General features: G+C 70.5%; 16 protein-coding genes and 1 pseudogene. 12 read left to right on the forward strand and 5 right to left on the reverse strand.

What is annotated here, in order from left to right; all coding sequences use genetic code 11:
- The first annotated feature begins 60 nt into the window (after positions 1–60).
- Positions 61–555: a hypothetical protein gene (locus tag AB0F68_RS27205; RefSeq protein ID WP_357343277.1), complete on the forward strand. Its 495-nt coding sequence runs from the start codon at positions 61–63 to the stop codon at positions 553–555.
- Positions 556–715: 160 nt separating this feature from the next.
- Positions 716–1774 (forward strand): DUF2293 domain-containing protein, encoded by a 1059-nt coding sequence (locus tag AB0F68_RS27210; protein ID WP_357343279.1) that lies wholly within the window; start codon positions 716–718, stop codon positions 1772–1774.
- Positions 1775–1801: 27 nt separating this feature from the next.
- On the opposite strand, the gene AB0F68_RS27215 is transcribed toward AB0F68_RS27210, so the two are convergent.
- Complete coding sequence (locus tag AB0F68_RS27215; protein ID WP_357343281.1) at positions 1802–3880, reverse strand: helicase-associated domain-containing protein; 2079 nt, start codon at positions 3878–3880, stop codon at positions 1802–1804.
- On the opposite strand from AB0F68_RS27215, the gene AB0F68_RS27220 reads away from it, so the two are divergent.
- The 3 genes from AB0F68_RS27220 (at position 3860) to AB0F68_RS27230 (ending at position 5808) form a co-directional block, all read left to right on the forward strand.
- Positions 3860–4123 (forward strand): hypothetical protein, encoded by a 264-nt coding sequence (locus tag AB0F68_RS27220; RefSeq protein WP_357343283.1) that lies wholly within the window; start codon positions 3860–3862, stop codon positions 4121–4123. The genes AB0F68_RS27215 and AB0F68_RS27220 overlap by 21 nt on opposite strands.
- Positions 4120–4725: a hypothetical protein gene (locus AB0F68_RS27225; RefSeq protein WP_357343285.1), complete on the forward strand. Its 606-nt coding sequence runs from the start codon at positions 4120–4122 to the stop codon at positions 4723–4725. The genes AB0F68_RS27220 and AB0F68_RS27225 overlap by 4 nt, the downstream gene beginning before the upstream one ends.
- A 219-nt stretch (positions 4726–4944) precedes the next feature.
- The gene (locus AB0F68_RS27230; RefSeq protein WP_357343287.1) at positions 4945–5808 is read left to right on the forward strand and encodes an aldo/keto reductase family oxidoreductase; all 864 of its coding nucleotides are present in this window, start codon (positions 4945–4947) and stop codon (positions 5806–5808) included.
- A 36-nt stretch (positions 5809–5844) separates the two neighbouring features.
- On the opposite strand, the gene AB0F68_RS27235 is transcribed toward AB0F68_RS27230, so the two are convergent.
- Positions 5845–6771, reverse strand: coding sequence for an NAD(P)-dependent oxidoreductase (locus AB0F68_RS27235; protein ID WP_357343289.1), 927 nt, complete (start codon positions 6769–6771; stop codon positions 5845–5847).
- 353 nt (positions 6772–7124) lie between these two features.
- Between AB0F68_RS27235 and AB0F68_RS27240 the strand changes: the two genes are divergently transcribed.
- Entirely contained in the window at positions 7125–8036 is a 912-nt protein-coding gene (locus AB0F68_RS27240) for an EamA family transporter (RefSeq protein ID WP_357343291.1), read from the forward strand.
- 596 nt (positions 8037–8632) lie between these two features.
- Here AB0F68_RS27240 and AB0F68_RS27245 read toward each other — a convergent pair.
- Positions 8633–9181, reverse strand: a pseudogene (locus AB0F68_RS27245) (GNAT family protein); the annotation flags it as partial.
- Between the two features lie 47 nt (positions 9182–9228).
- Here AB0F68_RS27245 and AB0F68_RS27250 point away from each other — a divergent pair.
- From AB0F68_RS27250 to AB0F68_RS27275, 6 genes are all read left to right on the forward strand, one after another.
- The gene (locus tag AB0F68_RS27250) at positions 9229–9816 is read left to right on the forward strand and encodes a TetR/AcrR family transcriptional regulator (RefSeq protein WP_357343293.1); all 588 of its coding nucleotides are present in this window, start codon (positions 9229–9231) and stop codon (positions 9814–9816) included.
- Positions 9817–9959: 143 nt separating this feature from the next.
- Positions 9960–10508: a hypothetical protein gene (locus AB0F68_RS27255; protein WP_357343294.1), complete on the forward strand. Its 549-nt coding sequence runs from the start codon at positions 9960–9962 to the stop codon at positions 10506–10508.
- A 340-nt stretch (positions 10509–10848) separates the two neighbouring features.
- Entirely contained in the window at positions 10849–19269 is an 8421-nt protein-coding gene (locus tag AB0F68_RS27260) for a DNRLRE domain-containing protein (RefSeq protein WP_357343296.1), read from the forward strand.
- Positions 19269–19742 (forward strand): SUKH-3 domain-containing protein, encoded by a 474-nt coding sequence (locus AB0F68_RS27265; protein WP_357343298.1) that lies wholly within the window; start codon positions 19269–19271, stop codon positions 19740–19742. The genes AB0F68_RS27260 and AB0F68_RS27265 overlap by 1 nt, the downstream gene beginning before the upstream one ends.
- Before the next feature lie 13 nt (positions 19743–19755).
- A complete protein-coding gene (locus AB0F68_RS27270; RefSeq protein ID WP_357343300.1) occupies positions 19756–20184 on the forward strand; it encodes an SUKH-3 domain-containing protein in 429 nt (142 codons plus the stop codon).
- Between the two features lie 78 nt (positions 20185–20262).
- Positions 20263–21585: an AAA domain-containing protein gene (locus AB0F68_RS27275; RefSeq protein ID WP_357343302.1), complete on the forward strand. Its 1323-nt coding sequence runs from the start codon at positions 20263–20265 to the stop codon at positions 21583–21585.
- 246 nt (positions 21586–21831) lie between these two features.
- Here AB0F68_RS27275 and AB0F68_RS27280 read toward each other — a convergent pair whose 3' ends face one another.
- Together AB0F68_RS27280 and AB0F68_RS27285 are read right to left on the reverse strand one after the other, a co-directional pair.
- Positions 21832–22629, reverse strand: coding sequence for a hypothetical protein (locus AB0F68_RS27280; RefSeq protein ID WP_357343304.1), 798 nt, complete (start codon positions 22627–22629; stop codon positions 21832–21834).
- 8 nt (positions 22630–22637) lie between these two features.
- Positions 22638–24092, reverse strand: a complete 1455-nt coding sequence (locus AB0F68_RS27285) for an NYN domain-containing protein (protein WP_357343306.1) — start codon at positions 24090–24092, stop codon at positions 22638–22640.
- Positions 24093–24340 lie beyond the last annotated feature (248 nt).

Genomic DNA, 24340 nt, shown 5'->3' on the forward strand with positions numbered 1-24340 from the left:
ACCATCGCGTGACACAGACGGCACCGGGAAGCGGACGCCTGCAGGCGGCAGGATGGGCCGATGTTCATCCTGCGCGCAACCGCGAAGCTGCGCCAACGCATCGGCCAGTCCGCCCCGCATGACGGCGAGCGGTCCACGACGTTGCTCGGCGACTGGTACGCCACCATGCTCCCGTGGCGACCGCAGGTCGCGCTGCTCGTCAACGAGCGCACGTTGCTGCCCGTACTCATGGCCCTCGCGCCGGCCGCCACCATGCCGGCCCGGGTCGCCGACCAGGTCGGCGCGGTGCTTGCCGCCCACGGCGTGCCCGACCTGGTGGTCCGCGCAGAGGTCGACCAGATGCGCCAGTGGCGGATCGCGCCGACGGCCAATCGCAGCGTCGTCGGCATCATGACCGAGTTCGCCTTCCTCGCCGACACCTGGCGCGACGCCGCCGAGCCGAACCTTCTCGATGTCGCCGTGCGGCTGGCCGCGACACCGTGTAGCCCGCTCTACCAGCGCCATGTCAGCCCCAATCGGGAGCTCGCGGCCATCGTGCAGCAGATCAGCTCGTGAAGGATCATGGGCCTGCCGGTGACGGTCACCAAGTCCTCGTCCGGCACTCCGTCGGGGTAGCCCTGTGCCCAGTCTGACGGCAGATCAGCGGACCGGCTGAGAGACTGCCCACGGGCGGCGCTGCCGACCGGCGGAACGTCGCACGGGTAGGCTGCCGTCCATGCAGCCCGCCTCGAAGCTGGAGCGCCGGGTGGTGACCGCTGCCGAGCAGGCATTGAGCCGCCAGCGTTACGTGAGTCCACTCGACGTGTTGACCCGGATGGGCTGGGTGCCGCTCGGGCTGGTGACGGACTGGCGGCAGGGCCGGGCGCCGCACCTGGAAGCGGTCGCCGCGGTGTCGGCCGACCGGCTCGCCGACGCGCTGGAGGTGTTCCGCCGCTGGACAGCCAGCCGTGGCCTGCGCCCTAGCCAGGTCGAGTACCTCGCCGCCACCCGCGACCGGCGGCCGCTGCGCTTCACCGCCGCCGGCGACCTCACACTGGAGTTGACGTACCGCACTCACTGGACGCCGGCGGACCTGCCGGAGCGGCAGCGGGAGCGGCTGACTGCCCGGCAGAGCAAGCCGCCGGACCTGGTGGTGGTGCAGCTACTGAAGGCGTTCACCTGCGTCGGCTGCGGGCGTATCGACGCCGACATGCTGATGATGGAGGACCCGGGGCCGGCGTGCCTCACCTGCGCTGACCTCGATCACCTGGTGTTCCTGCCAGCCGGCGACGCGGCGCTGACCCGTCGGGCCAAACAGGCCAGCCGGCTCTCGGCGGTGGTGGTGCGGTTCAGCCGCTCCCGCAAGCGTCACGAGCGGCAGGGACTGCTGGTCGAGGAGGCCGCGGTCGAGCAGGCGGAGCAGCAGTGCCTCTCCGACGAGGAGGTCCGTGCCCGCCGCCGCGAGCGGGACCGGCAGCGGCGAGAGACCGCGGACGAGCGGTTCCAGCAGGATCTGGCCGAACAGATCGGCCAGTTGTTCCCCAGCTGCCCGCCGATGCGGGCGGCCGCGATCAGCCGACACACCGGCACCCGCGGCAGCGGCCGGGTGGGGCGCAGCGCAGCCGGTCGGGCGCTTGACCCGGACGCCGTGACCCGGGCCGTGGTCGCCTCCGTGCGGCACGAGGACACCGCCTACGACGAGCTGCTGATGGCCGGTGTGCCACGGGAGCAGGCCCGGGAGCGGGTCTGGGACGACATCGATCGGGTCCTCGAACGGTGGCGGCGTCCGGCCTGAACGCCGGACCGTCCCGAGCCTCGCTGGTCAGCGGTTGCCGAGCAGAGTCCGGGCGACGTCGGCCGGGTCGTTCAGGCGTGGCAGAGGGAACATGTCACCGCTGTCCGGCTCGGCGGGTGATGAATCGGCGCGGCGTCGTTGTGGGATCTCGATCGCTGGGCTGCCGTCGAGGCGGAGGCCGGCCGGGGCGTGGCCGGCGTCGCGCAGTGCGGCCAGGGTTTCGGCCTGGGATTTTGCGCTGGCGAGCACGGTCGGGGCGAGCCGGACCAGGTGCAGGGCCTGCAGCGAGCGGGTGTTGAGGATCTCGGTGAGCAGGGTTTCGTCGTCGCTGCACAGGCAGCAGCCGGCTGGGCGTACCTGAACGCGGCCGTATCGGCGGGCTACATCGTTGATCAGGTAGGTGAGTGTCTGCGGCATGCGGCCGCCTTCGGCCACCTCGGTGATGCGGGCCAGCAGATCCGCCGGGGTGCTTCCGGCGTCGAGTGCGCTACGGATGCTGGCCGGCGAGAAACGCCAGGTCCAGGCGCCGCTGCGGGACTCTGGCATGGCCGTGCTGTCCAGCAGGGCCAGTAGGTTGGCCGACGGGGTGCCGGTCACCACCGCGGTGAGGTCGTTCTGCAACAGGACCGTGTCGCGGGAGCGGGGCAGCATGGCCTGTGCGTGCCGACGACTCGCGTCGGCGTCACCGGTCAGCAGGCTACGGCAGAGCCTGGTCGCTGTTCCGTGAGCGAGCAGACCGAGCCGGTGGGCTTCCCGCCAGATGCCGGTGACATATCGGTGCAGATCCTCGTCGGCCTGGTCGGCCAGGACAGGGCTCTGCCAGGCCAGCCGGTCGGCCAGCGCGCCGGGGTCGGTGGCGTGACCTTCGGGTAAGACGTCGGCGAGAGTGCGCAAGGTCAGGGCGCGCAGACCCGTCAAAAGGATCTCTTCGCCCTCGTCCCAGTAGAGGACGCGGGCGGAGACCGCGGTGGAGTCGGCCGGGGCGAGCGGGCACGCGGGCATCGTCAGCCAGGTGTCGACGATGTCCAGCAGTTGGTCCGCGGGTTCGGCGGCGGCGAACTCGTCATAGGCCCTCGAGAGGGCCAGACCCGTGTCCGAGACTTCGGTGAGGCCGCCCGCGGCGAGCAGTTCGATGCTCAGGCGGCTGCAGTCCTCTTTCTGGCCGGACGACTTGGCGATCCGACGGAGCTCGCGTACGCCGAGGCCGCCCGTCTTGAGCAGGGGCACCGGGCCGCCGCTGATGGTTCCGGCGACTGCGGTGATTGCGGCGAGGGTCTGCGAGGCGGCGGCTGCGGCCTCCCGTTCTGCATCCTTCGCCTCGACCGGGGCGGTGGGCACGGTCGGCGGCTGCGGGTCGAACGCAGCGACGTAGCCCTTCCGCAGCGCGAGGGCGACCTCGCGGGGCATCTCCTCGACGCCCCATGCGGAGCGGACAACGAGACCACGCTCGGCGGCCCACGGCAGCGCCACCCCGGCCGAGCCGAACATGATCCCTCGCACATTCAAGGGCCCTGCCGGCCGCAAGGCGAGCGCGGCGAGCTGGGCGTGAACGTCGGCGGGGGCCTGCGCCACGAGCCGGCGCACGTTCTCCGGCCGCGCCAGCCAGCCGACCAGCGCAACGATCAACTCGTCCTTGCCGTAACCGGTCACGGGCATGGCGTACACCTTCGCCAGCCTGCGCAGCTCGTTCATGTTCCGGGCGACGAGCAGCTCGGCGGCGCCGGGTCCGAGGTCCAGCGGGTGCGGCCACAACTGGCTCAGATGTGCCGCCGCGAAGCCGTCGGCGTACGGCCAGATCAGGGCGAGCTCGGTGAGACGACGCAGCGCCGCGGCCAGGTTCGCGTCGCCCTCCGGTACGCCCAACAGCGTCGCCAGCCGCGCGGTGGTCCACCCGCCGCCCAGCGCCGCGGCGGCCTCACCCACCTGGAGCTGCGGCAGGGTAAGCAACGCACAGGCAGCCGCCATCGACGACGGCTGAAGCAGCCGTCCGGCGAGCTGGTCGACGGTCTTCGGCGCAGGCTCGACGGTCGCGTCGCGACGATTCGCCAGCAGACTGGTGAGCTGCTCCTGGGTCAGGGTACGAAGATGAGCGGCGAGGGACTGCACCGTGCCAACCTACGACGCCCCTACCTGGCGGGAACCATCGCGCCGGCCTTCTCCCACGACCTCTGCGCGGAGCCGGTCGAGCAGGGCGACACCTTGTCCGTCGGCCTCTACCGCCACCGGCCCGGCCAGCACGTCTACGTCTGCGGGCCGCCGCTGATGCTGGCCGGCGCGCGGCTGCGGCTGCTCGCCGCCGGCGTACCCGCCGAGCATCTGCACCTGCCGAACCGGATCCCGTGGCGATGACCGTCTACCGCAGCCGCCACGCCCTGGCTGGCCCGCTCACCCCGAACCGGATCGCCGCCCTGCGGATCCCCATCGCTCGGAAGGGTTACCGGCCCGAGGACGTCGACGCGCTGCTGCACCGGCTCGCCTTCGAGCTGCAACGCCGGCAGTTGCTGAGCGCGGTGCTCATGTGGGGTTACGGCCCGATTGGCTACGGCCCGTGGCGCGCCGCGCGGTCGCTGGAGGGCGACCCGGACGGCAAGCGCCTGGCGCACGCGCTCGAAGGGCTGCGCGCGCCAGCTCCGGACGAGGACGCCCTGCCGACCGCCTACCAGCGCCTGCGTGACCCCGAGGAGGCGCGGCTGCCACGGCTCGGGCCGGCGTTCTTCACCAAGCTGCTCTACTTCGCCGGCTACCGGCGGGGCGCACCCGGCCGGCAACCGCTCATCCTCGACAGCGTCGTCCGGCGCCGGCTGCCCGTCGACGCCGGTGTGCGACGCGAGTCCGGGTGGGTGTCGGAGGAATGGCTCGCCTACCTGCGCTGGGCCGCGGATCAGGCGCACCGCCGGGGCATCGAGCCCGACGAGGTGGAGATGGCGCTGTTTCACGACCGCTGGGCCTGACCGGGGGAGCGCCGCCACTGACGGGCGCGGCTCGCGGCACCGGCACGCGCGCGTGATGGTGGCGCGGGCGGGGTTCGCACCGCCTCCTGATTGCGGATCGCGTCTCACCCTGCCCGATGGTGGCGGAGCCTGGAGTCCGCACCGGCTGACGCCGCGACGGTTTGGTGGTCGTGTCGGTGGGAAGCTTGCGGATTTGCCGCCACAAGGAGAGGAACTTCCATGACATCGACCAGCCTTCCTGGTGGGACGTTCCGCATGGGGGACCTGACGGTCACCCGGATGGGGTACGGCGCGATGCAGCTGGCCGGACCGCACGTCTTCGGCCCGCCGGCCGACCGTGCCGCTGCCGTGGCCGTGCTGCGCGAGGCCGTCGACCTGGGAATCAACCACATCGACACGGCGGACTACTACGGCCCGTACGTCACCAACGAGATCATCCGAGAGGCTCTGCATCCGTACCCGGATGACCTGCACATCGTCACCAAGGTTGGGGCGCTGCGCGACGCCGAGGGCAACTGGCCGCAGGCCCTCGCGCCGGAGCAGCTCCGCCAGGCCGTACACGACAACCTGGACCGCCTCGGCCTCGACGTGCTCGACGTGGTCAACCTGCGCGTCGGCGGGTTCGACCGGCCCACCCCCGGCTCGATCGAAGAGCCGTTCACGGTCCTCGCCGAGCTGCAACAGCGAGGGCTGATCAAGCACCTCGGGCTCAGCACCGTCAACGCCGAGCAGGCCGCCGAGGCGCAGTCCATCGCCCCGGTGGTGTGCGTGCAGAACTTCTACAACATCGCCAACCGCGACGACGACTCGCTCGTCGACTCCCTCGCGGCGCAGGGCGTCGCCTACGTGCCCTACTTCCCCCTGGGCGGCTTCACCCCGCTGCAGTCCCAGGAGCTGCAGGGCGTCGCCGCCCGCCTGGAAGCCACCCCGATGGCGCTCGCCCTGGCGTGGCTGCTGCACCGGTCCCCGAACATCCTGCTCATCCCCGGCACCTCCTCCGTCGCGCACCTGCGCGAGAACGTCGCCGCCGCCGCGCTGGCCCTCCCCGAGGACGCCCTGACCGAACTGAACAGCATCGACTGACCGGCCACGCCGCCTGACACCACCCCGGGCGGGCGCTCAGCTGGTCGCCCTCGCGATCAGCGGGATGCCCTCGCGGTAGGTCGGCACCCCCGGAGCCCAGCCCAGCTCGCGTTTGGCCTTGGCGTTGGAGACGCGCATCGACGTGGTCATCATCGCGTGGGCGTACGGGATGGGCCGCAGCATCCAGCTCGGGACCCGCCACGGCCGGCGGGCCCCGAATGCGGCCGCGAGCGTGTCCAGGTAGTCCCCCCAGCGCACTGGCTCGTCGTCGACGATGTTGTACGCCTGCCCGGCCCGCCCCTTCTTCAGCGCGGCCACGGTCGCCGCGGCGGCGTCCTCCAGGTAGATGAAGTTGGCGAAGCCGCCGGACGAGGGCACCGGCAACCGGCGCTTGCGCACCAGGTTGACGATCATGTCGGTCATCCGGTCCTGCCCGTAGAAGAACCCGTAGCGCAGCGCGACGCCCTCCATCTCGTCGGCCGAGAACACCTGCTCCTCGGTGGAACGGATCGCCGCTACCGCCTCTCCCAGCTTGCCGCTGACGGGTTCGGCGAACGGGTCGTCCTCGGTGAGCACGCGCGGGCCGTGATCGCGGTAGCCGTAGCCGAGCACGATCGACTGGGTGACGAAGCGGTGGGCGCCGACCGCCCGGGCCGCCGCGAGCAGGTTGGCCGTGCCGGTGGTACGCAGGGCGTTCGTGCCCTGAAGCGCCTCGCCCATCTTCGTGGTGCCCAGCGCCGTCAACTCGTGCACGACCGCGTCGGCCCGCACGCCCCGTACGGCGGCGAGCAGACTCTCGCGGTCCAGCACGTCGGCCACCACGGCCTCGGCGCCGGCGTTGCGCAGCCGCTCGGCGTTGGACTGGCTGCGGCTGATGCCGACCACCTGATGGCCGGCGGCGAGAAGTTGGCGGGTGAGGGGCGTACCGATCGCGCCCGAGGCGCCGGCGAGCAGGACTCTCATGGCTTCGGTCCCTTCCTTTAGGTCTCGCCCCTATGGACGGGGTACCGGTCGGGCGTGTGATGACCTGGCGGTGTGTCGTCTCGCACAGCCGTCGTCGTCCCTGGTGGCCCTGACCCGTGAGATGCGTCGGCTCGGTGCCCGGCGAGAACGGGTTCCTGGCGTCCGGTGGCGGTGCATAGGATCGGGTCATGGGCCGGACCTTCGACATCATCGCCCCGCCGCGCTCCTGAGCGGGGCGCCTGCGCTCATCGTGTCCAGCCGGTGTCGGCTGGACACGCGGTTCACCCAGCGCTGAGTCCGGCACGCCCCGCTTCCGCGACCCCAATTCCTCTCGTCGCAGGAGCGATTTCCTCATGCTTGTCTCTGAACAACCGGTGGCTGCCGCCCGGCGCTCGGCCACCGGCCTGTGGTCGCTTGTCTCCGCCGGCGTGCTGTGGGGCACCGGTGGCCCCACCGGCAGCCTCCTCGCCCACGAAACGGGGCTGTCACCGCTGGCGGTGGCGTCCTACCGGCTCGCCGTCGCGGGCATGCTCGTCATCGGCTGGCTCTGCTTGGCGCGAAAGCCGCTGCCCCGCCGCCGGGAAGCCTGGGCTCGGATGGCCGTGAACGCACTGCTTGCCGCGGTTTTCCAGGCCTGCTTCTTCGCCGCGGTGTCACTGACCAACGTCAGCCTCGCCACCCTGCTTACCATCGGCGCCTCGCCAGTCTTGGTCCTGTTCGCTGAACGGGTCACCGGACGGCGGCGGGTCAGCGGGTCGATGGTCGCCGCGGTGGCGCTGGCCGTGGCCGGTCTGGCCCTGCTCGTCGGCACGCCTGCCGGCGGCATCACCACCACCGGGGCGCTCACCGGGGGCGGACTCGCGTTGCTGTCGGCCGTCGGCTTCGCCGCGATGACATTGATCGGCACCCGGCCGGTCACCGGTCTCGACGATCTCACCGCCACCGGCGTGAGCTTCGCCCTCGGCGGGGCCGTGCTCGCTGCAGCGTGCACCTTGACGTCCGGCATGAACTTCGTCCCGACCCCGACGTCCGTGGGGTTGCTGCTCCTGCTGGGCGCCGTGCCGACCGCGATGGCGTACGCCCTGTACTTCCGCGGCCTGCGCACCACCCCGGCCAGTACGGCAGCGCTGATCGCGCTGCTGGAACCGCTCGTCGCCACACTCCTGGCCACCCTGTTCCTCGGCGATCGCCTGAGTTCGGCCGGGCTCATCGGCGCTGGGCTGATCACCACCGCCATTGTGCTGAACACCCGCGGGCGCCGGTGACAAAGAGGGGCCCGGGCAGGACCAACAGGACCTGCCCGGGCCCCGGGTGTCAGGCCTTCGGCGTTCCCGCCGGAAGCAGCGATCCCCGGCGCTGCAGAGACCGTCGTGGCCGCGTTCGGTCCGGCTCAGGCACCTGCCGTGGCCTGCCCGAGGGTCGGCTCGTCGTCCCAGGCCAGTGAGCTCAATTTCCAGCCCGACGGGGTCATGACGAACTGGGTCGTCTTCACGCCCCGGCCCTCGAACCACTCGCCGTTGAGGTAGCCCGACTTGCGGTACTCGCTGAACCGGTGGGCGATCGAGCCGTAGATCTCGGTGGTCTCCGAGGTCTCCCATTCCCGGAACTCGGTCAGCGTCCCGTCGGTGAGGATCTTCTCGCGAGGTTCGACGAACTGGCGCAGGTCGTAGATCACCGGGGTCGCGCCGACGGTGCTGATGATCATCCCTTCGGGGATGAACACGTCTTCGATCGCCTGGATGTTCGGCTTGGTGCCGCCCGGGTTGGCGAAGGCGCCCAGGAAGGTGGCCATCAGGCCGTCGAGTTCGGCCTTCACCTCCGCGGACATGCTGCCCTTGCTCGCAAGGCCGGGTTGGCCGGCGCGGCGGGTCCGCCACTCGTCGGCCAGCACGGACCAGATCTCCAGATCGATCCGTCCGCCTTCGCCGTCCGGGTAGACCTGACGCAGCGTGCCGTCGCGGCTCATTCCCAGCCGCTGCGCGACCGCGATGCTGCGCGCGTTGCGCGATTTGGTGCGCCACTCGACGCGAGCAATGCCGCGTTCCTCGACGGCCCAGTCGATGATCCGCTCCACGGCGCGGGTGATCAGGCCGTGGCCCTGTGCGCCGGGCTCCAGCCAGCAGCCCGCTTCGCAGACGCCCAGCGCGGGGTCGAAGGAGACGAACATGACGCCGCCGACCAGGCGGCCGTCCAGCCAGATGCCCCAGATGCCGCCGCTGTCCTGAGCCCGCTTGTCCGCGTAACGCCGCAGTACCTCGCGAGCCCCGCCGAGGTCGCGGGCGACGAACGCGGGCGAGACCCACGGCAGGATGTGCTCGCGCGCCCGGTCCAGGTGGTGGAGGAACTCCTCGGCGTGCCAGGGCTCCAGCGGGCGCAGCACGGCCGAGTCGGTGAGGGGCAACGCGAACATCACAGCCTCCGTACATAACAAACGTTTGGTATGTACGCTAACAGACCATGACCCCCGCACGCACCGACCATGACTCCCGCCGCCAGGACGTCTCACAGGCGGTCTGGCGGGTCCTGGCCGAGCACGGCTTCGGCGGCCTCACCATGCGCGCCGTCGCGGCGGCCCTGGGCTCCTCGACCGGACTGGTCACCCACTACTTCGCGGGCAAGCGCGAGCTGATCGCCCACGCCCTCGACATTCTCGAGGTACGCACCGCGCAGCGCCCCCGGCAGGCCGCTCCCGCACCCGGACTGGCGGCGCTGCGCACGCAGGTGCTCAACATCCTCCCGCTGACTCCCGATGCGGCGGCGATGAACCGGATCTGGGTCGGCTCCTGGGACGTCGCCCTGTCCGACCCCGACCTGTTCGCCGCCCAGACCCTTCGCTACGAACGCGTTCGGGCAGGGCTGCGCACCTCCATCGAGGACGCCCAACGGCTGGGTGAGCTTCCCGACGGTGACTCGGGCCGGCTCGCGACGACCGTGCTGGCGTTCACTCACGGCCTGGTGGTTCAGGCGCTGTTCGACCCCGACCGGCTGCCGGCCGCGACACAGACCCGACTCGTCGACGACTTCCTCGCCGCGTTCACCCGCTGAACCGCGACGCCCTGGCACCGAAAAGTTGACGCGGAAGGCCGGGCCCCGGGGGACGGGATCGCCAGGGGCGAGCGGTCAGGTCCAGGCGGCGGGACCGGTGTGGTTTGTCCACTGCGGCCCGCCGCGGGCGTAGGGTCGGTGCCGTGGTGGGGGCGGGGCGTCGATACCGGTACGTCGGCCCGGCGGACGTGCAGGCGTCGGTCGTCGATGCCCCCGAGGGCCGGCCCATCCGATCGCCGGTCGATCTCGACACCTACCTGGCGGCCGCGGATCCGCGCGACCGTGACGAGCCGTTCACGTATGTCATCGACCTTGGCGGTACGTTGCGGCTCGCGCCGAGACGCAGCGAGCACGTCGCCTGCGCCGGCGGTGGGGAGGTCCTCGGCGCGGGGGAGATCGCCTTCGCCGGCGAGCGGGGCGTTTGGGTTGTGACCGAGGTGAGCAACCACTCCACCGGGTACTGCCCCGATCTGACCTCATGGGTGGCGGTGGCGGGCGCCCTCGACCGGGCGGATATTGACCGTCCGGAAGGCTTCACCGCGGCCGTCGTCTTCCGGCGCTGCCTCGACTGCGGCGAGCGCAACCTCGTCCGCGACGACGACTACATCTGCGCGCTCTGCGGTGCTGAGCTGCCGCAGGATGTGGAACCTCGGCTGACGGCCCCGCCGTCGACCGACCAGCGTTCGCGCTGAGACGCGGCAACCCGGCGCCGCGGACCGGAACGCTGCTCTGCTGTTGCCGCTGACCTGCGCGGCACCGCACCGACGCGCGCCGGCCGTGCAGCGGCTCGGCTGGAGCGGTCTGAGGTCAACGCGTGGCCGTGCGCGACCAACTGACAGCGGCCCGTAACACAATCGGCCCCCCGGCCGCTGATGGTGACGAGGCCGCTCTACGGCCCGTCCGCCGCGCCCGGACCGCAATTGCCGAACGCAACGCGCCAATCGCACAGTGCCTGATTCAAGTATTTACATACAACGATGGAGTCCCGTACGATCGCAGCGTTTGTCCACCTTGGTCATCGGGGGTTGATCAATGCGTGCGTCGCTGTCGGCATCCGTTCGTCATCTCTGGAACTCACTGATCCGGACCCTGAGGCAGCGACGCGGCGCCGGCCGCTCCCGCCGCAGGACCGCCGCGGTCCTGGTCTGCCTGCTCGTGCTGGCCCTGGTGCCGGCATCGTCGGTGGTCGCGCCCAACGGGAGCGCCAATCCCATCTCCTGGCTGGCCTCCGGCCTCACCGATCTGAAGGACCTGGTCAGCGGGAGCGGACCGAAGGAACGTCAGGGTGAGCTGCGGGCCGGCGCCGGCTGGGCGCCCCCGGGACGGGCGGCCCTGGTGGCGCAGGAGAAGCCCAAACCGCCGGGCAAGCGGGTCAAGGAGATCACCCGGAGCCGTACCGCGACCCGGACGGTCTACCAGCTCGAGGACGGGCGACTGCAGACCGAGCTGTCCAGCGTGCCGGTGCGCTACCGCGACCGCGCGGGGGCGTGGCGGAACATCGACACCCGCGTCGCGCCCGTCCGGGACCGCGGGTACCGCTACGGCAATGACGCGACCGGGTTCTCGACCCGGTTCGGGGAGCGGTCCGACGCGCTGCTCAAGGTCCAGCTCGGGGACCGTTGGCTGACCGTCGGGGTGGCCGGGCCGGCACGGCAGGTCACGCCGACCGTCAAGGGCTCCACCGTCACGTACGCCGGTCTCTGGGCGGGCGCGGACCTGGTCTACGACGTCACCCCGACCGGGGTGAAGGAGTCGATCGTCCTCGCTGCGGCCCCGGCCGCCGCGCCGTCGTACGACTTCACCCTGCGCACCGCCGGGCTGACCACACGGACGCTGCCGGACGGGTCGGTAGGGTTCTTCGCCCCCGGCAAGTACGTCACCGGCCAGCCGGTCTTCACCTTCCCGAAGCCGTTCATGATCGACGCCAAGCGGGACGCACGGTCACCCCACGGGTACGCGTACTCCGACAAGGTGACCATGAGTTCCAGCGCGACCGGCACGATCAGCCTCAAGCCGGACCAGGCGTGGCTGGCGGCGAAGGACCGGCGGTACCCGGTCGTGCTGGACCCGACGATCACGGTGCAGCCGGACGTCGCCACCGCCAGGGACGCGATGATCGTCTCGTACGGGGCCACCAGCAACTACGAGGGCGACCCGCGCCTGGGCGTCGGCGTCGACCAGTGGGGGCGGGTGCGCAGCCTGCTGGCGTTCGACCTGGCCGGGGTGGTCCCGGCGGGGACGCCGGTGGACGCGGCGGACCTCTCCCTCTACTGGGACAACAACGTGCTGGCCGGCACCAGCGCCAGCACTCCGGTGGCGTTGGAGGCGCGCGCGGTCACCCAGGCGTGGACGCCGTCGACGGTGACCTGGAACTCGATCAACGCGGCGGCCGGTGACCTGGCCGGCACCGCCACCTACAACTCGAGCCAGACCAACTCGTGGACCAACTTCCCGGTGACCGGCATGGTGCGGGAGTGGGTGGCCGGGACCCGGCCGAACTACGGGTTCATGCTCAAGGCCGCTAACGAGGCGCAGGTCGCCGGCGGGCCGATCTTCTGGGCCGGCGAATTCCCGGTGGCGCCGGCCGGGGAGTGGCCGACTTACACCACCCGGACCGCGCCGAAACTCACGCTCACCTTCGGGCTGCCGGCCGTGACCGTCTCCGACGTGCAGACCGTCCGCGCAACCGGCGCCGAGGTGTCCTGGTCGGCGTACGTGGACCCGTCCGCCGCCTCCGGCGACGACCTGGTGGAGTACCAGCTGCACCGTGGCGCCAGCGCCGACTTCGCGCCGTCGGCGGCGAGCCTGGTGGCGCCGCTGCCCGACGGCACGACGTCGTACGCCGACACCACCGCGACCCCGGACACCACGCTGTACTACCGGGTGGTCGTGGTCCGCAAGGACGGGCAGCGACCGGCCTCCCCGGCGGTCGCGGTGAAGACGCCTCCGGCGGGCTACGTCGACGCGATGCTGCCCACGGTGGCGGATACGACGCTGACGGCGTGCCAGTACACCCAGCCCCACGACGTGCTCAACGGGCGGCCGATGGTGGGCGTCGGGTACGTGCCCGGTGGCGCCGGCATCACCCGCGCCCTGCTGCGCTGGGACCTGTCCGCGATCCCGGCGACGGCGCGGATCACCCAGGCCGAGGGGCGCCTGTGGCGGACCATGTACAACGGCAACGCCGCGTACTTCGCCACCCATGCGGTGACCCGCGCGTGGGACGAGGCCACCGCCACCTGGCTGAACGCGTCCGGCAGCACGCGGTGGACGTACGCGGGTGGGGACGCCGTGTCCGCGCCGATCGACGTCATCGGGCTCGGGCCGACTCTCAACTCGGTGTGGGTCAACTTCAATCTGACCTCGCAGGTGCAGTCGTGGCGGGCGAATCCCTCCGCCAACCACGGGATCCTGGTGCGGGTCACCCAGGAGCCGAACAAGGCCTGCGCGGGTAGCGGTGAGGGCGCGACGTTCGTGTCGTCGGAGGGCGCCGAGCCGTCGGTGCAGCCGCGGCTGCACGTCCGCTACACCGACACCACCGTCACGTACCACGCCGCCGCCACCCCGTCGCGGCTGAACCCGGGCGAGACGGTGACCGTGCCGGTGACCGTCACCAACACCACCGCCGAGACCTGGCCGGCCGCCTCCACCCGGCTGGGCTACTGGTGGAAGAACCCGGACGGGACGAACGCCAGCAGCGCGGACAACCAGCTGCTGACCACGCTGCCGTCGGATCTCGCGGCCGGGCAGACCGTCACGGTCAACGCCCAGGTGAAGGCCCCCGCACTGTCCGGCGCGGGCAACAAGGCCGAGGCGTACACCCTGGCCTGGGACATCTACGACACCAGCAGCAACAACTGGAAGTCGGCCTCCAGCCAGCTGCCGCAGCTGCCGCAGCAGATCCGGGTCGAGGACCCCACCAGCGACCTGCTGGGCCTGGAGAAGTTCTACGCCTACACCGGCAAGGCCACCGGCGCCGGCGGCACCCTCATGACCAACCTCTACGCCGGCAACACGGTGTGGTCGTACAACGCGTTCACCAATCCGTCACGCGGGCCGCACACCTTCGTCCGGATGAACTACAACAGCCTGGACACCTCGGCGTCGTCGATGGGCTTCGGCTGGTCTTTGCAGACCTCGACGGTCCAGCGGCTGGGGTCCCAGCTGTCGTTCCACCCGCCGGGCCAGAAGTGGCCGACCCAGGTGCGGGCGACCGACGGCGACGGTACGACCAACGTCTGGGTCCTCGACACCCACGGCCGGGACGTCAAGGACTGCACCCCGTCCACCTGTGACTACACCCACCCGCGCGGTGTGCACCTGTACCTGCAGCAGACCGGATCGGGTGACCCGATGCGCGCCTGGGTGTTCACCAAGCCGGACCGGACCCAGTTCTTCTTCGACGAGGACGGCTTCCAGTCGGCGATCGTCGACAAGAACGGCAACACCATGTCGTTCGTCTACGAACGGCGCAAGTCCAACAACAAGCCGACCAAGTTCCTGCGGTACATCAGCGACGCCACCGGCCGGCGCACGCTGACGCTGGACTACTACGACAAGGGCGACAGCTACCGCTACATCGACGACGACACCTGGCAGGAGGTCGCCGCCGACAACCTCACCAACCCGTTCATCATCGACAACGTCAGGTCGATGACGGACATCGCCGGCCGGACCATCAGCTTCACGTACACCGGCAAGGGCCTGATGGCCAAGATGGTCGACGGCGTCGGCTCCGCGCAGCCCAAGGTCTTCGGCTTCCGGTACGACGCCACCCAGGGCAACAAGAACGTCAAGCTGATCAAGGTCACCGACCCTCGTGGCCACGACACGACGCTGAGCTACTACACGGCGCCGGTCGACCCGCAGAACAAGTGGAAGCTGGCGGACCTGACCGACCGGGTCGACGGGATCACGCACTTCGACTACGTCGACCCCGACGGCCCGCAGGGCGGGAAGATCCACGCCACTGCCACCGACCCGCTCAAGCACGACACCCGGTTCGTCCTCGACGCGTACGGGCGGCCGGAGTCGGTCACCAACGCCAAGAACCAGAGCGTCACGGTCCAGTGGGACGGCGACCACAACGTCACCCGGCTGACCGACGCGAAGGGCGCTTACCAGACCTGGAACTTCGACCCGAAGACCGGCTACCCGCTGACCATCAAGTCGGCTGAGGCGAACAAGAACGGCTGGCCGGGCACCACGCTTAACTACACCACCAGCCTCAATGGGTACGTCGCCGACCTGACGGAGAAGTCGTCGTCGGAGGGTCGCGCCTGGCGGTTCGGCTACGACATCAAGGGCAACCTGCGTACCGTCACCGACCCGCTGGGCACCGCCACGTCCGACCCGGCGGACTACACCACCAGCTACGACTACGACAACGCCGGCCAGATGACCCGGGTGACCGACGCGAACGGCCACGCCACCGACAACAGCCGCTTCGACGCCAACGGGTACCCGCAGACCATCACCGACGCGAAGCAGAACGCCACGACCTTCGTCTACGACGCGCGGGGGCGGGTCACCGAGGTGACCGACGCGCTGGGCAAGAAGACCACCCAGGCGTACGACATCTTCGGCCGGCCGCTCGAGCAGACCGTCCCGAAGGACCAGGACAACGGGGAACTGATTACCACGCCCGCGCCGGTGTACGACGCGAACGACAACGTGCTGAAGGCGTTCGCGCCGAACGGCGCGGTGAGCGAGGCGGTGTTCGACGAGGGCGACCGGGTCGAATACAACCTCGCCCCGAAGGACGAGCCGAACGACCCGGAGCGGAGGACGTCCTTCACCTACGACCTGGTCGGCAACCGGCTGACGGTCACCGAACCGAAGGGCAATCTCAGCCCGACGGCGGGGGACTACACCATCACCAACACGTACAACGAGATCTACCAACTGGTGACGGTGACCACGGCCACCGGCGAGAAGATCACCTCGAGTTACGACGAGGTCGGCAACCTCACCATGGTGGTGGACCCACGGAAGAACGCGACCGCGGATCCGGACGACTTCACCGAGAAGCGCGACTATGACCTGGACCACCGGGTCACCACCGTCACCGACGCGGCCGGTCACACCACGTCGACCGAGTACGACCGGGACGGGCTGGCGGTCGCGACGATCGACGAGGAGGGAAACCGCTCGACGGTCGGATACAACAAGCGCGGCGACGTGGTCGAGCAGAAGGTGCCGTACAAGAACGACAACGGCTCCATCGTCCACAACACCACGCAGTTCCACTACGACCAGGTCGGCAACCGCACCAAGGTGGTCACGCCGCGCGGGACGGCGACCCTGGCGGCCGACGACTTCACCTACCAGACCGTCTACGACGAGCTGAACCGGGTGAAGGAGGAGTGGACCGCCTACGACCCGAACGACTCCCGGTACAACAAGCCGGATAAGACCATCTACGAGTACGACGCGGTGGGCCGGCTGGCGACGGTGTCGGCTCCGCCGTCCAGCGGGGAGTCGGTCCGCAACGACACCCACTACACCTACTGGGACAACGGCTGGACGAAGTCGTCCACCGACCCGTGGGACATCGTCACCTCCTACGACTACAACGTCCTGGGGCAGCAGACCGAGAACAAGCTGACCTCAGCCGGCGGGTCGGTGTCCCGGACCATGCGGTGGGAGTTCTACCCCAGCGGCAACCTGAAGGCCCGCAGCGACGAGGGCGTGCCGGTCGGCCAGCAGGTCGTGCTGGTGGACAACTCCGACTTCAACAACGCCGACAAGGCCGGCACCTGGGCGGTGGCCACCACCGGCTCCTTCCAGGGATACGACTACCAGACGAGCGGGGCGGGAACCGGGGCCGACACCTTCACCTGGAACCTTGTCATCCCCCAGGACGGCGACTACGACGTCTACGTCCGCTACCCGTCCGTGACCGGGGCGGCGTCCAACGCCCCGTTCAAGGTCGACCACGCCGGCGGCCCGGCGAGCAAGACGGTCGACCAGACCAGCGGAGCCGGCACCTGGGTGAGCCTCGGCCGGTACGCCTTCACCGCCGACGGCGCCAACCAGAAGATCACCCTGAGCGACAACGCGAACGGCACGGTGGTGGCCGACGCGGTCAAGCTGGTCCGCGACAACTCCGCCGACGTGGACGACGAGGAGAAGAACTTCACCTACCGGTACGACCCGAACGGCAACCTCGTCGAGGTCGGCGACCAGGACCCCGACGCCCAGGTGGACAGCTACCTGACCACCTACGACGCGCTGAACCGGGTGTCCGCGGTGGAGGAGAAGGACGGCAGCACCGTCCGGAACACCACGTCCTTCACCTACGACGAGAACGCCAACGTCGCCACCCGCACGCACGACGCCACCTGGTCGAAGTTCGACTACGACGTGCGGGATCTGCTGAGCACGGTCACCAACGCCGCCTCGGCGTCGGCCACCGACAAGCGCGTCACCACGTACGCCTACACGCCGCGCGGTCAGCTGGACCACCAGGTCAAGCCGAACGGCAACACCGTCGAATTCACCTACTACCTGAACGGTTCCCTGCAGCACCAGGTGGAGAAGCGGTCCGGAGGCGGGGTCGTCGCCGAGCACACCCTCGAGTACACGGCCAATGGTAATCCGGCCCGGGACGTCGCCCGGCTGATGAACGCCGACAACAGCTCGGCGTACGTGGACAACACCTACACCTTCACCTACGACCCCCAGGACCGGATCGCTCGGCTCGACAAGACCGGGGCCAACCCCACCGTCGAGACGTACGTCCACGACGCCAACAGCAACGTCATCACGCAGACGGTCAAGGACGTCACCACCAACCACAACTACGACCGCAACCGGCTGATGACGTCCACCGCCGTAGGTGGGCTGACCTCGAAGTACAACTACGACCCGCTGGGCCGGTTGGACACCGTCTCCAGCGGCGGGCAGGTCACCGAGAAGTACCGCTACGACGGGTTCGACCGGATCGCCGAGCTCCGCTCCGGGGCCGGGACCGCCGCGAAGACCACCCGGTACGTCTACGACCCGTTCGACCGCACCACCTCCCAGACCACCAACGCCGGCGGGACGGGTGAGAAGACCACCACCTTCACCTACCTGGGCACGTCCGGTGACGTGCTGTACGAGGAGGTCGCGGACAAGGTCACCAAGTCCTACGAGTACTCGGCCTGGGGACAGAAGCTCACCCAGTTGAAGAAGAAGGACGACGGCAGCACCGAGATCTCGCACTACACCTATCACCCGAAGGGTGATGTGGAGGCAATCACCAAGCACGAGGACGGCACCACCCGTGCCACCTACGGCTACACCGCCTACGGAGACAACGACGACACCAAGTTCACCGGCGCCGACAAGCCCGACGCGCAGAATCCGGACGCCGAGCCGTACAACTCGTACCGGTTCAACGGCCACCGCTGGGACCAGGCCTCGGGCACGTACGACATGGGGTTCCGCAACTACGACCCGGGCCTGAACCGCTTCCTCAGCCGGGACATGTACAACGGGGCCCTCGACGACCTGACCTTGGCGATCGACCCGTTCAGCGGCAGCCGGTACGCCTTCGCCGGCGGAAACCCGATCTCCAACGTCGAGCTTGACGGGCACGGGTTCTTCGACTCGGTGAAGAGCTTCGCCTCCGGCGTGGTCGACCACATCAAGGAAGACCCGCTGCAGTTCGTCGGCGAGGTCGCCATCGGCGCGGCGGCGGCGATCGCGGTGGGCGCCGTCTGCGCCACCGGCGTCGGCTGCGTGATCCTGGCCGGCGCGGCAGCCGGGGCGGCGGCCGGGGCCTACGGCTACGGCGTCGACACCGCGCAGGGTGAGCACTCCTGGGACTGGGGCGACTTCGGCAAGACCGTGCTGGTCGACGGCTTGATCGGCGCGGCCACGGCCGGGCTGCTCCACGGCGGCGGCAAGCTCCTCCGGGCGGGCCTGAACAAGGCCCGGGGCGGCGGTGCCCCCAAACCGTCGACCGCCGCTCCCAAGGAGGGGACGCCTGGTTCCCCGGCCGCGCCGCACGCGGGAACTCCGGAGCCCACCGCCGCCCCCGCCAAGCCCGCTCCCGCCCCGGCGAAGCCGGCCGCGGCTCCGGCCAAGCCGAAGTCGCTGGCGGAACACGCGGACAGCCTGCGCGGGCCCAACAAGGCGTCGACCCCGCGGGTGGCGTCGGAGTACACCTCGCCGTCGGGTCAGACGTACTACGGGCGCAGCGGACACGGACTCCCGATTCCCGGGCCACTCCGCGCGATCATGGAGAAGATCGCACCGCTGAGCAACCGGCACGGCGCGTGCGGCGAGGTCCACTGCCTCATCCAGGCGTTCAACCAGGAGGGCGTGAGCGGGATCTACGGTGGCACCATGCGATCGGTCCGGGTACGTTCCCAGCAATCCGGGGGCGACGCTCACGGCACCCCGATCGACCCCTGTCCGGACTACTGCACCCCACTCCTGGGAAGGCTGGGTATCAAGTTCTGATGGCACAGGATTTCACCAGCCGGCTGCCCGCAGCCGCAGTGCAGGCGCTGCGGGCGGCCGGCTGGGCCCCTGACCGCTCGGTCGACGTCCGCGGCTGGCACGAGATCCTCGGAGCCGAGGGTTTCGTCCTGCATCCACTGGCCCGGCAGGTGCTCGAGAACTTCGGCGGGCTCCGCGTGACGCCCCCGGTCGCGGTCGGGGCCTTCCGGAACAGCGACATCCTCTTCGAGCCCGAGCTCGCCGGCAGCGGGATGTTCGACATCGCCGTGGAGCTGAAGAAGATGTTCGGGCAGGACTTCTACCCGATCGCCGAATGGATCACCAACAGCACGGTCTTCCTCGGTTCGGCCGGGACGGTAGTGGATGATCACGACGTGGAAGTGCTGCACGTCGCGGACAGCTTCGCGGACGCCTTACGCGTCATGCTCCTAGCCGACCGTGAGCCACCGGTGCTGCACACCTACAGCCACTGATCCCCGTACTGTCGTGCGGATACTGACCGAAGCCGGCTGGCAGCCGGGCCGACGGGTGGACACCAGCGCATGGCGGACGCAGCTGGAGGCGGGTGGGTTCGACATGCACCAGGCGGCCGAACGGTTCCTCGCCGAGTTCGGCGGGCTGACGGTCGCCCACCGCGGGCCGGGCATCTCGCAGGCGCGTGCCCCGTTCGAGCTGGACCCGCTGCTGTGCCTCGGCGAGGACGACCGGTTCGCCGACTGGTCGTCGGTCATCCACCGATCGCTGTTCCCGCTCGGCGAACTCGACGAGGGGCGGTTCTTCCTGGGGATCGACGAGACCGGAGAGGTGTATCTGGTGGCCGACTGGTTGGCCAGTTACGGACCGGCTCGGCAGGCCGTGGAGAAGCTCATTCTCGGCGTCGCTCCGGACACCAGATGGGACGCGTATCCAGGCTGATCAGATGCGAGGTCTGGGCGACCTCGCCACGGCTCGTATGGTGGCGGGGCGTAGCAGTCGGCTCGGGGAGGTTGGTCCATGCTCGCGGAACTGGCAGCGCCGCCGGCCGTCGCGGCCGAGCGGGTGATCACCGCCGTGCTGGCCGACCTGCGCTCCGGCGACCATCGGGGCGTGGTGGTCGACTCCCCGCCCGGCGCCGGGAAGTCCACCCTCGTGGTCCGCGCCGCGGTCGAGCTGGCCGCCGCCGGCGAGCCGCTGATCATCGTGGCGCAGACCAACGAGCAGGTCGACGACCTCATCGACCGGCTCGCCCGCAAGGCCCCCGAGCTGCCCATCGGCCGGCTCTCCGCCACCGACTACCAGCCCACCGACCGGGTGAAGGGCCATGCGACGGTCCGGGTCGCCGCCAAGATCGCCGACCTCGGCGGCGCGGCCGTCATCGTCGGTACGGCGGCGAAGTGGGCCACCGTGGCCGAGGGCGTCTGGCCGTGGGCGATCGTCGACGAGGCGTACCAGATGCGGGCGGACGCCCTGCTGCGCGTGGCCGGGCGGTTCGAGCGGGCGCTGTTCGTGGGCGACCCGGGGCAGCTCGACCCGTTCTCCACCGTGGAGACCGCGCGGTGGGCCGGGTTGACCTGGGATCCGATGCAGTCGGCGGTGGCGACACTGCTGCGGCACAACCCGGAGCTGCCGGTGCACCGGCTGCCGGTGTCCTGGCGGCTGCCGGCCACCGCCGCGCCGGTGGTGGCCGCCGCGTTCTACCCGTTCACCGGGTTCCGCGCCGGCACCGGGCCGGTCGACCGGGCGCTGGCCCTCACCGAGCCGGGGCCGGGGGACGGCTTCGACGCGACGGTCGAGGTGGCGGCTTCAGGTGGCTGGGCGCTGCACGAGCTGCCCGCCCGGCACACGCCGCGTACCGATTCCGAGGCCGCGGCGGCCTGCGCCGCCCTCGCCCGGCGATTCCTGGACCGTGGACCGGTCGGGTTCTCCGAGCAGGCGCCCGGCGGCGTGCCGGTGACCGCGGACCGGATCGCCGTCGGGGCCGCGCACCGTGACCAGGTGGCGGCCATCCGGTCGCACCTGGGCGCGGCCGGCGCGGGCATCACCGTCGACACCGCCAACCGGCTCCAGGGCCGGGAGTACGACGTGACGATCGTGCTGCACCCGCTCTCCGGGCGGCGGGACGCGACCGCGTTCCACCTGGAGTCGGGTCGGCTCTGCGTGCTGGCCTCCCGGCACCGGCACGCGTGTGTGGTGGTGGCGCGGGCGGGGATCACCGAGCTGCTCGACGCGCACCCGTCGACCGAGCGGGTGCACCTGGACGTGCCGGTGAAGTTCCCGGACGGCTGGGAGGCCAACCACACGATGCTCGCCCACCTCGCCGCCCACCGCGCCCCGTGAGGTACGCGGCTCACCTCATGGCCGGCGGCGGGCGTCGAATCGCGGTCTTCGATGGCTGATCGGTGTGCAGACACGGACGGGTGGCCGAGTTGACGCTCGCGGAGCGTGTCCGTAGCCTCTACTCATAGGGGAGATGGTGGCTGGCGATGATGAGCTGAAATGTAGTCATCGTTCGATCTGTCTCAATACCCGGCCCCAGCCTCCGTGCTGGGGCTTTCACTTTGTCCGCAGGGGCGGCCGGCGCGGTCAGAGCGTGCCCGGCTCGTGTCCCTGCACGTAGTGCCACGCGCCGAGCCCTCGCGGGTCGAACAGCGCCACCGTCCGGCGGGGATACGCGAAGACGTCGGCATAGTCGAGATCAAGCCAGTAGGCGACGCCCATTGCGTCGTCCAGGGCGGTGCGGAACTCCTCCGGCAGCGGCCGTCCGTCCGCCCTGATCACGGCCGCCATCACGCCGGTCCGGCCCGCACCCAGGGCCGCCACGCCGTCGACCGCGCCGTTGCGCCCGTCCGAGCACCACAACGTCCCGCGAACGCGCAGCGCCGGCCCCTCACCGACGTTCTCCACCGGGATGAGGAACCGGTCCTTGGCGACCGCGAGGAACGCGTACGCCGGGGCGGGCGCGGAGGTCAGCGCGAAGCGCTCCTGAGCGGGTGGGTGCTGGGCCAGCATGCCGCCGGAGTCCGGAAACGCCACCGACTGGTGGATCGGCAGCAGGAGCGGGTACCGGCTCAGCACCAGGGCCCGGCGGTTTTCGGTGAGCTGCCGGTCGGTCCGGGACAGCGCCTGCCGGGAGAGGTAGATCGCCGCCAGCACGCCGATGGTGGACGCGATGGCGGCGAAGGAGCCGGCAACCGCGGCCGCCCGCTGGGCCCGCCAGGTGAAGGCCACCACGAGGGCCGCGCCGGCGGCGCAGACCGCCAGCGCCCCGGCGAGCACCAGCCCGTACCTACCGGCGCCGCGCAGCCAGGTCCAGGTCCGGCGCAGCACCGCCAGCCCGTACCTGCCGGCGCCGCGCAGCCACATCCACGTCCGGCGCAGCACGCGCGTTCCTAGGCGAACGGCGAACCGGCGTCGCCCCACCGCGTCTGGGGGATGGTGACCTTCTCGCCCCGCCAGGTGATGGCCCGGGACTGGGCCAGGACGCGCAGGATCCGGTGCCGGTCACGCTGGTCGTAGCCGAAGACCGGCTCGGCCCGCGCGCGGTCCTTGACCGTCATGAACTCGAGGATCTCGCTCTCCGGTATCGGGCTGGGAGCCCGAGCGACGAACGCGCGGTAGAGCTCGTGATAGGCGTCTTCGATGGGACGGGCGAACGGCGAGTTCGTGGGGAGCGCGTGGCGGGCGCCGTCGACCGCGACCGCGTCCACGACGCCTGCCGCGCTCGCGTACTTCAGGACCCGGTTGACCAGGCCGGCGTTGAACTTCTCCGGGCCCTGCCCGACGCCGGTCGCGCTGAGCAGGCCGGGAAGGCGGCGGAACGGGATGGTCCGGCTCTGGGTGCGGAAGCTCTCCATGGTGAGGCCGGCGTGCACCCGCCACAGCGGTTCGAGGTATCCCAGGGCGAGGTCGTCCACGGTCACCGCGTACGCGTCGTCCGCGCCCCTACGGACGAGCTGCACGGTGGTCAGCGCGTCGAGCGCGCGCAGCAGGCGGGAGCCGTTGTCCGCCTGGAGGGGGCCGGCGCGCAGTTCCGTGACCGTCAGTCCCTTGGGTCGGGCGGCGAGCCGCCGGACCACGTAGTCGATGGCCAGCACGTCGGCGAACCGGCCGGAGCCGACGTCGACGTAGGTGCGGGTGCGGTTGACCGGCAGGAACTGCTCCTTGACCCGTACCGCCGCGTCGGTGCGGGCGACCTGGTGCCCGGCGGACCCGATGAGCGCCCAGTACCGGCTCTCGTCCTCGTTCTCCAGGATGCCCCAGCGGGCCAGGGTGGTGGTGCGCTCGGCCTGTTCCTTGCCGCCCAGGATGATGCCGCGACGCTGGAGTTCGAGCAGGCCGAGCAGCGCCCGGCAGGTGGCCGGCGGGGGCTTCTGCAGGGTGTAGATGTCGTCGATGCAGAGCGAGTCCAGACCGGGCAGCGTGAGAATGCCACGGAACTGGGGGGAGAGCCGGCCCCTGTCGCCGTAGACGACGGTGACCCGGCAGCCGTCGCGCAGCAGGCGGCGGATCAGCGGGATGAAGTCCTGGTCGCCGGTCACCAGGACGAACTGGCCGCAGTCCTGGTGGAGGTAGTCCATCGCCAGCACGGTCAGATGGATGTCGGCCTGCTCCTTGGCGCTGCCCACCACATCGTCGTCGATGAGGTGCGCCGCCATCGCGGTCGAGATGCTGCCGTCGAACTTCGTCGCCGCCATGTGCTTGTACTGGAGATGGCCGCCGCACCGGTTCGTCGCGTCGCTCCAGAGGGCATCGACGATGCCTCGCTCCACCAGGTGGCCGCGGCCGATGATCGCGCCGGCCAGGTTGTCCCAGTCGACCAGCAGGACACCTTTGTTTCCGGCCATCTGCGGCTCCTTCGTGAGCTCATCGAGGCGCGGTTGATATCCGAATTCTGCCTCCATGTCCCTACCCTGCTTCGTCATCCGTTCGGCCACGATGTTCATCGCTTGCGCGAGGTCGCCGGGGCGTTCGGCTTGCTGTGCGTGACCTCCAGATGACCGATCGTCCACAGAAGACCACAAGTCCGGTGGAGCGCGACAAGGCGCGAGCGAGCGGACAATGTGGATTCCTGGGCCGTCACCACAGTCGTCGC

The organism is Micromonospora sp. NPDC023966 (genome assembly GCF_040639095.1).
In the GTDB taxonomy this organism is placed as follows: domain Bacteria; phylum Actinomycetota; class Actinomycetes; order Mycobacteriales; family Micromonosporaceae; genus Micromonospora.

Coding starts and splice junctions, on each gene's coding strand:
- AB0F68_RS27205 (WP_357343277.1), top strand. CDS start 61: ATGTTCATCCTGCGCGCAACCGCGAAGCTGCGCCAACGCATCGGCCAG.
- AB0F68_RS27210 (WP_357343279.1), top strand. CDS start 716: ATGCAGCCCGCCTCGAAGCTGGAGCGCCGGGTGGTGACCGCTGCCGAG.
- AB0F68_RS27220 (WP_357343283.1), top strand. CDS start 3,860: ATGAGCGGCGAGGGACTGCACCGTGCCAACCTACGACGCCCCTACCTG.
- AB0F68_RS27225 (WP_357343285.1), top strand. CDS start 4,120: ATGACCGTCTACCGCAGCCGCCACGCCCTGGCTGGCCCGCTCACCCCG.
- AB0F68_RS27230 (WP_357343287.1), top strand. CDS start 4,945: ATGACATCGACCAGCCTTCCTGGTGGGACGTTCCGCATGGGGGACCTG.
- AB0F68_RS27235 (WP_357343289.1), bottom strand. CDS start 6,771: ATGAGAGTCCTGCTCGCCGGCGCCTCGGGCGCGATCGGTACGCCCCTC.
- AB0F68_RS27240 (WP_357343291.1), top strand. CDS start 7,125: ATGCTTGTCTCTGAACAACCGGTGGCTGCCGCCCGGCGCTCGGCCACC.
- AB0F68_RS27250 (WP_357343293.1), top strand. CDS start 9,229: ATGACCCCCGCACGCACCGACCATGACTCCCGCCGCCAGGACGTCTCA.
- AB0F68_RS27260 (WP_357343296.1), top strand. CDS start 10,849: ATGCGTGCGTCGCTGTCGGCATCCGTTCGTCATCTCTGGAACTCACTG.
- AB0F68_RS27265 (WP_357343298.1), top strand. CDS start 19,269: ATGGCACAGGATTTCACCAGCCGGCTGCCCGCAGCCGCAGTGCAGGCG.
- AB0F68_RS27275 (WP_357343302.1), top strand. CDS start 20,263: ATGCTCGCGGAACTGGCAGCGCCGCCGGCCGTCGCGGCCGAGCGGGTG.
- AB0F68_RS27285 (WP_357343306.1), bottom strand. CDS start 24,092: ATGGCCGGAAACAAAGGTGTCCTGCTGGTCGACTGGGACAACCTGGCC.